The following is a 12,657-nucleotide window of genomic DNA, read 5'->3' on the forward strand; positions in this document are numbered from 1 at the left end:
TCACCTTTTTATCGTTGCCAACCGCAAACGGGCAGGGGAAAGATGTCAACGTTTCAGGCTGGGAACAAAGTCTTCAGGGTTGACCAACACTGGATTCATTGCCCTCAGTTCCTCAAGTGCGCGTTCTTGAGCCCGCCTGCGAGGCATTTTTTTACTTCTCGACCGCTGTCCCTCTGCTTCCTGTTCATCCTGCTTTTCAAGTGCCAGTCGCAACACCGCACCCAACCGCTTGTTATCTACGATCGCCCCCTGATCCACACAGGCGAGACGATCAAAGACCTGATAGCGCAGCAGCCTGTGCGCATACCGGAAGGCGATCCTGCCATCCGGGTACTCGTAAACTGTGACTCTTTCACCGGCGATGCGGGTGTTCTCATCTGTCGGTTCAATGAGATATATCATTTTATCATATTGAAATGTCAACGCTTTTGATAGCTTGCGCAGGTCCTGCCAGGCAAAGATATCATCGAGCTCTTCCGGCGCTAAATTCGCTGGACGGTGCAAATCCTTCGGATACTTTGGCGGTCGCGAAAAACGCCGGTTAAAGTCATCGATAAAACCTGCAACCCAGCGGTTCGCCTCGCTAATGGAGCTGATGTTATGCAGTCGCATCTCCTTGACCAGCCGATCCTGTAACGTCTGATTGGCGCGCTCAACGCGTCCCTTGGCCTGGCTGCTATTGGCACAGATAAGTTCAATGCTCAGATCGCGCAGCGCACGTCCAAACTGCGTGGTTCCGCTGCGGCGCGCGTCCGTGCCGTTGACCCGGAATACGGCGTGCTTATCGCTGTAGAATGCGACAGGTTTTCCATGTAAATCAATGTATTCACGCGTAGCCGTCATATAATCAAACGCAGACTCAGAGTCGCAGAATCGAAGGTGCATCAGGCGGCCAGTGGCATCGTCAATGTACACGAGCAGGCAGCACTTAGGCGCGCGCTCCTCAAACCAGGCATGATGTGAACCGTCCAGCTGAATAAGTTCGCCGAGGCAGTCGCGCCGGTGTCGGGGCTGATAGATGTGAACCTGACGCCTTGAATGTGGCCGCCAGAGTCCGTCAGAGATCATCCAGTTACGGACTGTCTCAACAGAAACCGGGATGCCATGTCGTTCAAGAAGCTTCTCAGTGGCCAGCGTCGGTCCAAAATCCGCGTAGTGTTGCCGGATCAGTTGCAAAGCAGCGCAGCGTAAATCTTCGGGAATGCGGTTATTGCCGGGACGACCGCGGCGGGCAGAAACAACCGACGCCGCTCCGTATTCACGGTAACGACGTAAAACACGTTGCACTTGACGAACGGTAAGTTCAAGAAGGCGAGCAGCTTCACGCTGCAGTAGAGTGTGGTCGTGAACACGCTGGATGATGCCGAGCCGGTATATATCTTTATCTGTCATAGTCACCAACATAAAGTCTGCATCCTGAGCTAAGCCTGAGGAATTCTAAGACTAGTTCAGAGACGACATCTGTGAGTTGTTGCGTACGACATTAGCGTTTTGGAGTAACATTATTAGTACGTATAATATTCATTATGTTAAATTAAGCGTTTTGAAACAAATGCCTAGCTTATATTAGATTGACTGTTTAAGAGCTTCAGCGATATTCCACACATCTAGGCTGACACAGTCAACTCTTCATGACTTGGAGAAAACCGGACAATGATGCCATTACGGCGCAAAAATAAAGCAGATGAAGCAAATGCGGTTCTCTTATTTGCATCATTGAAACAATGCCCCCGCGCTATAGTAAGAAGATAAGCTGTCCGTGGCTCAAAAGCAAAAACGCTTCTCTAAATCACTGGCCGATGACATTGCCTGGCTAATTAATGAAGCCCGGACTCAGGGCGCAAACGCCAACCTGAAAGAAAAATTTGAAGTTATTACATTCAAGACCATTCTTCATTGAAAGGATGCGAACACTGGGGTTTATTTTTATGATTATTAAAAATGTTCTTATAGTTGACCATAAAGGCTCTGCATCATCAAAAATCAAGTAATCAACGCTTTTCACGTATGTGAATAAATCCCTACAAGCATTACAAGTCTTAACTACTAAACTCCCTGAACTATTAACTCGATAGCAAAGTAACTCCAATGCACTTGTGAGGAATTTATTTTGGCTATATATGGAAATATTTGACATAATTAATTTAATCCTTGGAAAAACTCTGTTCTCGTCTTTTAAGTCAGTTATTAAAAATATTATAAAGTCCAAGAGAGCTAACTTTATGTTGAAGAGAGCGGTGATAATGCAAATAGCAGGTAAACTTCATCTCCAGTTCAGTGGGTAACATAAAGGTTTTGAGCGGTAGCATAGACATCAGTGGTTTCGTGAACACTTCCGGTACAATCATGATGTTATCACTGCACGAACATATATAGGCCAACGTCAATAAATTCGAACTTTCCCAGCTGATCTCTCTTTCACTGAATAGCGGATCAGTTATCTTGATCCCGCCCACCATGCTGGTGATACTGCCAATATCTCGCTGCCAGCGAAGATGTTTATTTTCACGCCAGTCGGACAGGCAGAAATTATTTTTAATCAAGGTATGATCTTTATTGACCAGAATACACATGCGCGAATATAAATAGCGTTTTGATATTATTGAAGCGTCTACAGGTAATTTACCGCCAATATCAATATCCACCTCGCGATGTTTCAGCTTACGCAATCGTTCATCTTCACAGACATCCATCGGCGTGAAGTGCAGGTATCTGTCGCTGATAAGATCATGAATATAATCAGCCAACAAAAGTTCAATCAAGGAATATGTGGTAATAATGAAGGCTTTTCGGGGGATACTCAGCCCCATGATTTCATGGTATTTTTCCTGCAACACAAAAGCTTCTTTATTAGGCTTCAAACCGCCTTTCTCTCTTCGGAAAAGACTTTCACCTAGTTGGGTATGTAATTGATTTAATGTATAGCTGATGGTGGAAGGTGAAATAAACAACTTTTTCGCAGCTCCACAAGCATTGCCACATTCAATCAAGGCATTAACAATTTGAAGTTTCTTAATATTTATATTATTCATTTTTATTCCTATGAAAAAGCAAGCATCCCTAATGACTGTGTAACGCGGGTTAACCGCGACACGGTTTTTCAGCTGGAAAACAATCAGGTTTTATGCTGAAATGGAAATGAAGCCGGTTTGTTATATGTTTCCATACCTTTCACCAAATCTTCAAGAAACTTAGCCACGCCCACGTCGTCAATCAGTTTACACTTGAAGTGCAGATAGCAGTCGTACTGCATATCCAACTCAGCCGGAAGTGGGAGTACTTTGACCGGGAATCTCTTGGTCATAATGGGAATGAAAACGTCCGGGATCAGCATTACGCACTGGCTGTTAGAACAAAAGGCCACCATGTTGACAATACTGCCGGAAATAATCGCGACATCCTGATTCTGCAAAAAGGTGGCGATTTCGCCTGAACCGCTTATGCTTTCTGCGCAATAATCCATCATTTCAGACCAAACAGCATGCCGGACATGTCTCAAATCATCAACGGTGAGGGAGTCGGGAAGTGAATCATTTTTTATTCCTGCTAACAGAGACACTTTTGAAGACAAAAATTTGACTCTACTGATTTGCTTGTCTGGCGGTAAGCTGCCACCTGCATCAATATCCACCCTGTCATTTTTGAGATTGTTTATACGATCCCTGATACCTGGAGTGTAGGTTAAAAACACAAAACGATAACCGGCCTCGACATTTTTTAAACAGAAGATGGAATCTGCCAGCAGCATCTCTATCAGCGAAAACGTCATGAACTTAAGCTCATCGCGGGTTTTGGTCTTCAAGGTATTGCCAATACTTTCTGAAGAGGCGGTAAATCTCTCATAACGCTGACTTAATTCTAGCGCAGTGGTATCAGGCTTCATGCCATTATGTGTTCTGATAAATAAATGTTCTCCCGTCATTTTCCTGAGAATTTTTAGAGAGTAACTTATTGCGCCAGGCGTGAGATTTAGCATTTGAGCCGTTTTTGTGACACTGCCTGTCATGACAAGGAAGTTAATGACTTTCAGTAGTTTTAATTCTATTTTATTCTGCATATAATCAACTTAGAAGTGTCCGGCAGACTTAAAGCCAGACGCTAGCCGTCCTTTATAAAAAGTGCGATATTAGAGATTCATTATTTTACCCATCCAAGTGGTGAATATAATATCATCAATCAGTTAATACAAATGATAAAAGAAAAATTATTCTTATAAAAACTTATTGAATCCCAGACTAGCTCTTAAATCACTGGATTAAAAGGCTTTTAAATCCAATTCAGATTCATTAAAAAGCTAACATAGCTCAATGAAATGTCTAATATTTTCAGAGATATTTATATGAAAAGAAGAATTTTTACCGCCGCCGAATAACTCCCTGCCTCTTGAATAGCGTGCTTGCCATAATTAATGGGGTAAGATTTTAAATGCCGGAGAGCACTGGATTTATCTACATTGATATTAACATCCCTTGCGAAGGAATCTGGCGAGATAATCTTCCCTCAATTGTCAAATGGGCTTTGTTGAATAAATCGAACTTTTGGCCGTAATCAGGATCAGATCACCACATTCCCGATCCTGTAGCGGTATCACGTGGCAAAATAAAAGTTCAAAATCACCAACTGGGCTACCTACAACAAGGCGCTCGTCATCCGGGGCTCACTGACATTCTGGCTTGATGAGTCAGCCATCCAGGCCTGGTATGACGAGCCAACACGTCTTCACGTGGTCGTCCGCAACGTTATTCTGAGCTCGCTATTACCACCGTACTGATGCTCAAACGCATCTTTCGCCTCACGCTGCGCGCCGCGCAGGGATTTATTGATTCCATTTTTACCCTGATGAAGCTCCCGCTCAGGTGCCCGGATTACTCCTGCGTCAGCAGGCGGGCTAAGTCCGTCAACATTCCTTTTAAAACCCCCGCGCGCGGCGAAATAGCCCATCTGGTTATCGACTCCACCGGATTAAAAGTCTTCGGGGAAGGAGAGTGGAAGGTGAAAAAACACGGCAAGGAAAAGCGCCGCGTCTGGCGTAAACTGCACCTGGCGGTGGACGCTGATACGCATGAGGTTATCTGCGCTGACCTTTCCCTGAACAATGTGACGGATGCAGAGGCCTTCCCGGGGCTTATTTGCCAGACCCACCGGAAAATCAGAACCGCCTGCGCCGACGGAGCTTATGACACCAGACGGTGCCACGACGAACTGCGGCGTAAGAAAATCAAAGCACTTATCCCGCCGCGAACCCGCGCAGGTTACTGGCCAGCTGAATATGCCGACAGAAATCAGGCGGTTGCCCGGCAACGGCTGACGGGAAGCAATGCGTACTGGAAATGGCACACGGTTTACAACCGACGTTCGGTGGCTGAAACGGCAATGTAGCGTGTCAAACAGCTGTTTGGTGGGCATCTTACGTTGCGGGATTATGATGCGCAGGTTGGGGAGGCTATGGCCATGATCCGCGCATTAAACAAAATGACGCGTGCAGGTATGCCAGAAAGTGTACGGATTGCCTGAGGGAGTCAGCGACGAGGGGAGCTTTTATCTAAATCCGATTTATTCAACAAAGCCCCTGATTGCGGTCAAAAGTTCGATTTATTCAGCAAAGCCATTAACGACACTAAAACCAATATAATTATTTATGAAAACTCTTATAGAAAACATAAGGTAAAAAATTGAGTTACAACATTTAAAAATTTATATATACTTTTAAAAAAAAGTGAATGCCTTACAATTACAGGTGTTTATAGCGCAAAAAAAACCTCTTAGCACGCAATTTGGCATAAAACTTTAAAACGCCAGAATAATACACCACCCCCCTCTATTAGCGCATCGCACCTAATTAATTTCTCTATTGTACAATAGATTGCCATAAACTAACCTCAGCTCAACTGATAAAACAAAAACCAATTTCCATACACAACATCCTAAAGGACATATGAATATGAACAAAATCATATCTACAGCACTTCTTTTATCATTGAGCTTTAGTGTCTTTGCCGCTAAAGAAATTCGTAATTCTGAAATGGAAAGCATGAAAGTAAAAACAGGAGATATCACCATTGAAATTAAGGATGGGACATTGGATGAGGCAGTTTCGTTGTTATCAAAAAAAGCTGATGAAAAAGGTGCTTCTTACTTTCACATTATTTCCATTAGTAAGCCAGGGATGGGGGGAACCGTTCGTGCAACTGCAGAAACTTATAAGTAATACATTTTATTAAATATCCACACTTTTCAAGTTCACACCCTTGAGTGCCAGAGGGTGTGAATGTAAATTTCCAGTCAATACGGCAATGACATATAAGATTGCGTATTAATTTTGATATGTGAGTGTTTATGATAAAAAATCAAAGATCAAAAATATTCTTTAGCCACTTTGCTAGCTTACTCTTTAAACTCATTTGCTAGTCATCACTTTGAGTCAAATTCCGTAATACAGAAAAAATAAATCAACTTGATAACTATGTATTCCAGTCAACTCACCAGGATAAAACCTCCTTTACTATGGATGCAAATCCTTCGCCAAAATTTACCGCTAGAGGAATTTTCAAATCCGGTGCTATATAACATCCATATTTCTAATGATAACAATTTCAAAAAAGGCCACACCTTTTCACTGATTTTTGATGATAGAGGTGGTTATGGGGCTGCTCACTATTGTATACATTCAGCCAGCGTTCCGTTATTTCCCGTGCTTCGTTCAGCGTTCTGAACAGATAAAAATCGAGTATTTCGGTCCGGTACGTTCGGTTAAAACGCTCGATAAACGCGTTCTGCGTTGGCTTACCCGGCTTGATAAATTCCAGCATCACACCATGCTCTTCAGCCCATTGCGCCAGAGCCAGCGATACCCGTTCCTGCTCGTTATCCATCCGCATTTTCAGCGGATATCCACGGGCGACCGAGCTGTTTTATGGATGGATACCCAACTCTCTGATGACCACAGAGGCTTTTTTGCCATACCGATAATAGAGTTCAACAGCCCGAACTCTGTCCTCATATGAATGCATTAACTCTCTCCCGAGAGTCCAAGAAATCATCCGCCCCCCTAAGAAACTGTGCTTTCAAGTTTCTTAGGGGGAAGCAAACGGCGAACCCTAATCGTTAAATTGGCACCTAAAACTCGACCAAAGCAGCCCGCCTCGCCAGTTGTGGACAATCACTTTTTGCGGCAGAGGTTAGCATAAGGTGTGAGTAACAGTACGAGTGCTCCCAACAATAACAATTCATCCTTGATAAGAAATTGTCCGGTACGACCAATAAACGGAAAACCGAAGTCTGACTGCCAGGCGGGCAAGCTGAACAGGAAAGTATTGGTCAACAGGTATGTGCAAATCGCAGCCAGAAACCCCAGACGTGCAATATTCTGATGCCATGGCCAGAAAAGAATGAGTGCCGCCGTGCCGAGTTCAGTCAACCCGATAACAATGGAAGCCTGCTGGACAGTGCAGAAGTTATATAGCCAGGAGAAGAGCGGGCTTGATTTCATCAGATGGCTGATACCCACCGCCTCCACCGCAGTAAATTTCATGCAGCCAATCCAGATCAGCACCAGTAATTGTCCCAACCACTGACTGACCACGGCAGCACGATATAGACGCTCACGGCACTGGAAGGCAAAAATCCCCAGCCCTAACGCGGCGATACCAAGATGTTTTAGCAGTGTTTGCCCTCCCCCAATCACCGGGAAGCCGGAATACACATCAGTATGCTGGTACATCGGCTTCCCAATCAGCAACAATAACCCGGAGAACCAGAATACGGCGGCCGCCAGCCCGGCATAACGCCGGATCATCTCGTGTGAGAACATCAATAACAAACCAATCAAAACCTCAAGTATACCGACACTGATACTCACAGTACTGGCCATGGAAGCCGCAGGCAACCAGGCGTACTGAGCCAGTAAAGCAGCCATGGAGTCTTCCATAAATGGTAAGAATCGCATTAAGCCAAACCAAATCATTATTAAACCCAGCAAAACAGAGATGAATCGCAAGAGGGGTTTTCCTACAGTGTAGATTTCACGTTCTTTCATGGAATGTCCTTATTTTTGCCTTTTCGTGGGGGTCGTATTGTAATGGAGCATATAAATAACTGACTGGCTTGAACTCATCTGAGATTAACCCTTGATAGTCTCCTTAAAATAAAATCATCGGCATTCCCACCAAAAAAGGAGTTATGAGAGTTAAGCATCAATATGAGACGCCTTCAAATTTCTATATATCCATTAAAATAGTTACATAGCATATAATTTTTTTGGATGGATTTTCTTGCTCTAATCTGGAGTCATGACTCTTATTTGAGTGTTTATATGAATTATCGTACTGTTTTTTTTCGCTAATTTGTTTTTTCGAAATGTATTCTATGGGTTCTTGCAGCAAGTGAATGGTCAGGGATTGGTATCGACCTTCACTAAACCCGACAAGTGCTTTACATTGCTTTTTTAAATGGTTTTATTGGCATATGAAAGGTGTTTTTTTCACTTGTGAGTAAAGGATATATATTTGAATTTCTTATTCATCCTTCTGTGAACGCCTACTGAATCGTATATAATTTCATAAAACAGAGTTTAGTTTTTAAAAAAATCAATTACCCCATTAGCATATTTAGCTCTACTGTTAATCAGACTGCATGTTATGAGTATGTGAGTTAATTAATTTTACAGGCATCTACACTACTGTGTCGCTAAAATCAGGGAGCAAGCTGTGCAAAAAAGTTTATTTATTAATGGTGAAATGCTCGCAGGCAACGGGGAAACACAACTCGTCTATAATCCCTATGACGGAACATTAATTACAGAGCTAAATGAGGCAACAGCCGAACAAGTTGATACTGCAATCATGGCTGCTGAAAATGCATTTTATACGTGGGGAAAAACAACACCTAAAGTTCGCTCAGAATATCTTTTGAAACTGGCTGATGCCATTGAAATGCATGCCTGTGATTTTGCAAAAATCGAGTCACAGAATTGTGGCAAGCCTCTTCGGCAGCTTATCAATGATGAAATCCCCGCTTCTGCTGATATTTTCCGTTTTTTTTCCGGTGCTGCACGTTGTATGGATGGTGTGCCGGCAGGCGAATATCTGGCAGGGTATACCTCGATGGTTCGTCGAGATCCGCTCGGCGTTGTGGCATCAATCTCCCCGTGGAATTACCCATTAATGATGGCTGCATGGAAAATTGCACCGGCCATTGCCGCGGGGAACTGCATTGTTCTTAAACCTTCCGAAATCACCCCGTTGACTACCCTTAAGCTGGCAGAGTTGTCTCAGGATATTTTGCCTGCCGGAGTGCTGAACGTCCTCTTTGGCAGAGGCCAGACACTTGGGGATAAGCTGACAGGGCACAAAAAAGTGAGAATGGTATCGCTGACCGGCTCGGTTCCGACAGGTGTCCATATCATCAATAACACTGCGGCGACTGTAAAGCGTAATCATATGGAGTTGGGGGGCAAATCGGCGGTACTGGTTTTTGATGACGCTGATATCGACCAAACGGTTCAGGGTATCTGCACATTCGGTTTTTATAATGCAGGCCAAGATTGCACCGCCGCCAGCCGTATTTATGTGCAACGTGGTGTCTATGCCGAACTGGTGGAAAAACTTGCCGTTGCCGTTGCCAACATCAAGGTTGGCGATCCAAAAGACAGCAGCACTGAGATGGGACCACTTACCTCTAAGGCGCATCTTAATCGGGTAAGTGAGGCAGTTGAAAAAGCAAAATTAGTTAAGCATATCAAGGTTGCTGCCGGTGGTTCTAAAATAGATGGTGAGGGGTATTTCTATCAGCCAACTTTGCTTACTGGAGCAATGCAGGATGATGACATTGTCCGAAATGAAGTTTTTGGACCCGTTGTCAGTGTTACGGTCTTCGATAGCGAGGAGCAGGTGCTCGAATGGGCGAATGAATCTGAATATGCTCTGGCTTCCTCGGTCTGGACTACGGATGTGGGAAGAGCGCATAGAATTAGTGCCCGGCTACAGTATGGATGCACCTGGGTTAATACCCATTTTATGCTGGTCAGCGAAATGCCTCATGGAGGCATGAAACTTTCGGGATACGGTAAAGATATGTCTGTTTATGGGCTGGAAGATTACACCGTGATCCGACATGTCATGATTAAACATTAAATGCCACATTCAGATTAAAAAACAACAGGGAATCATAATGAAAATACTATTGTCTTCATTTTTAATATTTTGTATTTCTAATGCTGCGATAGCAAAAGATGATATTACTCAACGAAGTTATGATGATGTGCAGTTTAAAAACAATCTTCTGACAACGAATCAGACTAATTACCTGAAAATACCTAAAGACTGGGCACATGCCTATGGCTCAGACTCCACGACCCTTACCCATTTGGACGCTAATCTGGCTGAACTGGTTAGATTACGTGTAGGGCAACTCGATAACTGTAATTATTGTGTGATCTTACATACCAGACAAACGGTGAAATTAGGTATCCCGACGGCGAAGGTATCCAGCCTTTCAACCTGGCAACAAAGTCATTTATTTACTGATAAGGAAAAAGCTGCTCTGGCGTTTGCTGAATCACTGTCTGGCGTAAATCATGCGAATTTTCAGCCAGCTTACGAAAAACTTATTGAGGCTAAATTCAGCAACCCTGAAATTGAAGAGCTTACTAACGTCGTGATACTTATGAATATATGGTCGCGAATTTTCATGGTGCAGGGAAAATTTTCTGAACGTCCATCAGAGTGATCTCGGCAATTATTGTTTAGCAGGTGAATATTTTGTGTCACGTCGCACCATCAAACATAATAATCATCCACTTCAGGACTAACGTTCCATTTTCTCGCTCTTAAGCTTTACCGCCCTCAACATTCTTTGCCGGATCTAGCCGCTGCCTGCTCTGATGGCCGGCCAGTATCCGGCCATTTTTAGCTGCGTCGTTCTTTCAGGACACCAGAAGCTTTGTTGAATAAATCGGATTTAGATAAAAGCGCCTCCCGTCACTGACTTCCACAGGCAATACGCAAACTTTCTGGCATCCCTGCACACGTCATTTTGTTTAAGGCAAGGATCATGGTCATAGCTTCACCAACCTGCGCATCGTAGTCACGCAGCGTCAGGTGCCCACCGAACTGTTGTTTAACCCGGTACATCGCCGTTTCGGCCACTGAATGCCGGTTGTAAGCCGTGTTCCATTTCCAGTAAGCATTGCTCCCGGTAAGCCTCTGCATCGCCACCGCCTGATTTCAGTCCCCATATTCCGCCGGCCAGTAACCGGCACGCGTTTGCGGCGGGATAAACGCACTAATTTTCTTGCGTTGAGCTCGTCATGGCACCGTTTTGGGTCGTAAGCATCGTCTGCCGAAGCCACCTCAATTTTGCGATGAATCTGGCGGATATGCCCCGGGAAGGCCTCTGCATCCGTCACGTTATTCAGGGAGAGGTCAGCGCAGATAACCTCATGCGTACCGGCGTCCACCTCCAGGTGAAGTTTCCGCCAGACGCGGCGCTTTTCGTGACCATGTTTTTTCACCTTCCACTCTCCTTCACCAAAACTTTTAATCCGGTGGAATCGATAACCAGATGGGCAATTTCGCCGCGCGTGGGGGTTTTAAACAGGATGTTGACGGAATTACCCCCCTGCTGACGCAGGAGTAATCCGGACAACGTAACGGGAGCTTCATCAGGGTGAAAATGGCCAGTTCAGAATAACGTTGTGGGCGGACCCACGACGAAGTTTTTGGTTCGTCGTACCAGGCCGGAATAGCCGACTCACCAAGCCAGAATGTCAGTGAACTCCGGTTGACGAGCGCCCAGTTGTAGGTAGCCCGGTTGGTGATTTTGAACTTTTTTTTGCTACGGGATACAGCCAGAGAGTCAGGAATGTGATGATCTGATCCTGATTTTTGCCAAAAGTTCGATTTATTCAACAAAGTCAGCCCGGTGTTCAATGATGGCGACAACGTTTTTGCCGGCAAAGCCTATAACTTCCAGGTCCCCTTTTAAATCCGTCCGGTACTGAACTGTAGCTGTTTAATACCTATACCATTCATACCACCGAACTAATGGGTGGACTGGTACAACAATAACCGGTTGATGAAGTCAGAAAAACTACCCCCCAAAAAAACCGGTGCGGTACTGTGGCAGCAGATGGGGTTCAGTACGATGAAATTAGCCGTATTTTCCGAGGGCTATTTGTCACACTAGGCTCTTTTTCAGCGACAGGAAAACCCGAGAAATGAGGGTTGATTGTCACAGTTTCCAACACGAAGATTCTTCACTGAGGTAGTAAGTTAATTTTGATAAATAAAATTATTATTTCGACAATCAGCACTTTAAATGAACTTTAACTCATAAAAGTTTTATGAACTGAGGGCATTTTGTCACATTTAGGTATTGTGTTTCATGCACAAAGAGTATGAGGGCGCGTTGTCACACTTAGATATAATTATCTTTATAATCATAAAGATATGTGTGCAACTCTGGTTTTGAATATTTTGCCTTCTGAATTGAGGGCTATTTGTCACACTTACATGAATCGCCACGGATAATCTATGAATAGACCCGGGTTTCGTAGACACTTTTTTGCCTCATAATGGAGGCCTAATGAAGGAGTGTTTATGTCAGTCAAAACGTTCACTGAAGAATTCAAAATTGAAGCCGTAAAACAGATCACTGAGC

Annotated in this window: 10 protein-coding genes and 4 pseudogenes; 5 read left to right on the forward strand and 9 right to left on the reverse strand. The window is 44.2% G+C overall.

Annotation, left to right across the window (positions count from 1 at the left end; all coding sequences use genetic code 11):
• Nucleotides 1-45: 45 nt before the first annotated feature.
• Both J1784_RS02545 and J1784_RS26705 read right to left on the reverse strand, forming a co-directional pair.
• Entirely contained in the window at nucleotides 46-1,392 is a 1,347-nt protein-coding gene (locus J1784_RS02545; protein WP_217147897.1) for an ISNCY family transposase, read from the reverse strand.
• 215 nt (nucleotides 1,393-1,607) lie between these two features.
• Nucleotides 1,608-1,739: a hypothetical protein gene (locus J1784_RS26705; protein ID WP_420803950.1), complete on the reverse strand. Its 132-nt coding sequence runs from the start codon at nucleotides 1,737-1,739 to the stop codon at nucleotides 1,608-1,610.
• 20 nt (nucleotides 1,740-1,759) lie between these two features.
• On the opposite strand from J1784_RS26705, the gene J1784_RS02555 reads away from it, so the two are divergent.
• Nucleotides 1,760-1,900 (forward strand): DUF2913 family protein, encoded by a 141-nt coding sequence (locus tag J1784_RS02555; RefSeq protein ID WP_217147887.1) that lies wholly within the window; start codon nucleotides 1,760-1,762, stop codon nucleotides 1,898-1,900.
• 280 nt (nucleotides 1,901-2,180) lie between these two features.
• Here the strand turns inward: J1784_RS02555 and J1784_RS02560 are convergent, their stop codons facing one another.
• Nucleotides 2,181-3,032, reverse strand: a complete 852-nt coding sequence (locus J1784_RS02560) for a LysR family transcriptional regulator (protein ID WP_217147888.1) — start codon at nucleotides 3,030-3,032, stop codon at nucleotides 2,181-2,183.
• 83 nt (nucleotides 3,033-3,115) lie between these two features.
• Nucleotides 3,116-4,057 (reverse strand): LysR family transcriptional regulator, encoded by a 942-nt coding sequence (locus tag J1784_RS02565; protein ID WP_217147889.1) that lies wholly within the window; start codon nucleotides 4,055-4,057, stop codon nucleotides 3,116-3,118.
• Between the two features lie 555 nt (nucleotides 4,058-4,612).
• On the opposite strand from J1784_RS02565, the pseudogene J1784_RS02570 reads away from it, so the two are divergent.
• Nucleotides 4,613-5,514 (forward strand): annotated as a pseudogene (locus J1784_RS02570) (IS5 family transposase).
• A gap of 427 nt (nucleotides 5,515-5,941) precedes the next feature.
• Complete coding sequence (locus tag J1784_RS02575) at nucleotides 5,942-6,208, forward strand: YdgH/BhsA/McbA family protein (protein ID WP_217147890.1); 267 nt, start codon at nucleotides 5,942-5,944, stop codon at nucleotides 6,206-6,208.
• Nucleotides 6,209-6,632: 424 nt separating this feature from the next.
• Here the strand turns inward: J1784_RS02575 and J1784_RS02580 are convergent.
• Nucleotides 6,633-6,896 (reverse strand): annotated as a pseudogene (locus tag J1784_RS02580) (integrase core domain-containing protein); the annotation flags it as partial.
• A 263-nt stretch (nucleotides 6,897-7,159) separates the two neighbouring features.
• A complete protein-coding gene (locus tag J1784_RS02585; RefSeq protein ID WP_217147891.1) occupies nucleotides 7,160-8,035 on the reverse strand; it encodes a DUF417 family protein in 876 nt (291 codons plus the stop codon).
• Nucleotides 8,036-8,705: 670 nt separating this feature from the next.
• Between J1784_RS02585 and J1784_RS02590 the strand changes: the two genes are divergently transcribed.
• Both J1784_RS02590 and J1784_RS02595 read left to right on the forward strand, forming a co-directional pair.
• Nucleotides 8,706-10,130, forward strand: a complete 1,425-nt coding sequence (locus tag J1784_RS02590; protein ID WP_217147892.1) for a gamma-aminobutyraldehyde dehydrogenase — start codon at nucleotides 8,706-8,708, stop codon at nucleotides 10,128-10,130.
• Nucleotides 10,131-10,167: 37 nt separating this feature from the next.
• Entirely contained in the window at nucleotides 10,168-10,725 is a 558-nt protein-coding gene (locus tag J1784_RS02595; RefSeq protein WP_217147893.1) for a carboxymuconolactone decarboxylase family protein, read from the forward strand.
• A 251-nt stretch (nucleotides 10,726-10,976) separates the two neighbouring features.
• Here the strand turns inward: J1784_RS02595 and J1784_RS26830 are convergent, their stop codons facing one another.
• From J1784_RS26830 to J1784_RS26840, 3 genes and pseudogenes are all read right to left on the reverse strand, one after another.
• Nucleotides 10,977-11,207: a hypothetical protein gene (locus tag J1784_RS26830; protein WP_217147899.1), complete on the reverse strand. Its 231-nt coding sequence runs from the start codon at nucleotides 11,205-11,207 to the stop codon at nucleotides 10,977-10,979.
• Nucleotides 11,208-11,260: 53 nt separating this feature from the next.
• Nucleotides 11,261-11,509: pseudogene (locus tag J1784_RS26835) on the reverse strand (transposase); the annotation flags it as partial.
• A gap of 219 nt (nucleotides 11,510-11,728) precedes the next feature.
• Nucleotides 11,729-11,849: pseudogene (locus J1784_RS26840) on the reverse strand (IS5/IS1182 family transposase); the annotation flags it as partial.
• Nucleotides 11,850-12,657 lie beyond the last annotated feature (808 nt).

Source organism: Rahnella ecdela (assembly GCF_019049625.1).
Lineage (GTDB): Bacteria > Pseudomonadota > Gammaproteobacteria > Enterobacterales > Enterobacteriaceae > Rahnella > Rahnella ecdela.

Coding starts and splice junctions, on each gene's coding strand:
- J1784_RS02545 (WP_217147897.1), bottom strand. CDS start 1,392: ATGACAGATAAAGATATATACCGGCTCGGCATCATCCAGCGTGTTCAC.
- J1784_RS02560 (WP_217147888.1), bottom strand. CDS start 3,032: ATGAATAATATAAATATTAAGAAACTTCAAATTGTTAATGCCTTGATT.
- J1784_RS02565 (WP_217147889.1), bottom strand. CDS start 4,057: ATGCAGAATAAAATAGAATTAAAACTACTGAAAGTCATTAACTTCCTT.
- J1784_RS02575 (WP_217147890.1), top strand. CDS start 5,942: ATGAACAAAATCATATCTACAGCACTTCTTTTATCATTGAGCTTTAGT.
- J1784_RS02585 (WP_217147891.1), bottom strand. CDS start 8,035: ATGAAAGAACGTGAAATCTACACTGTAGGAAAACCCCTCTTGCGATTC.
- J1784_RS02595 (WP_217147893.1), top strand. CDS start 10,168: ATGAAAATACTATTGTCTTCATTTTTAATATTTTGTATTTCTAATGCT.
- J1784_RS26830 (WP_217147899.1), bottom strand. CDS start 11,207: ATGCAGAGGCTTACCGGGAGCAATGCTTACTGGAAATGGAACACGGCT.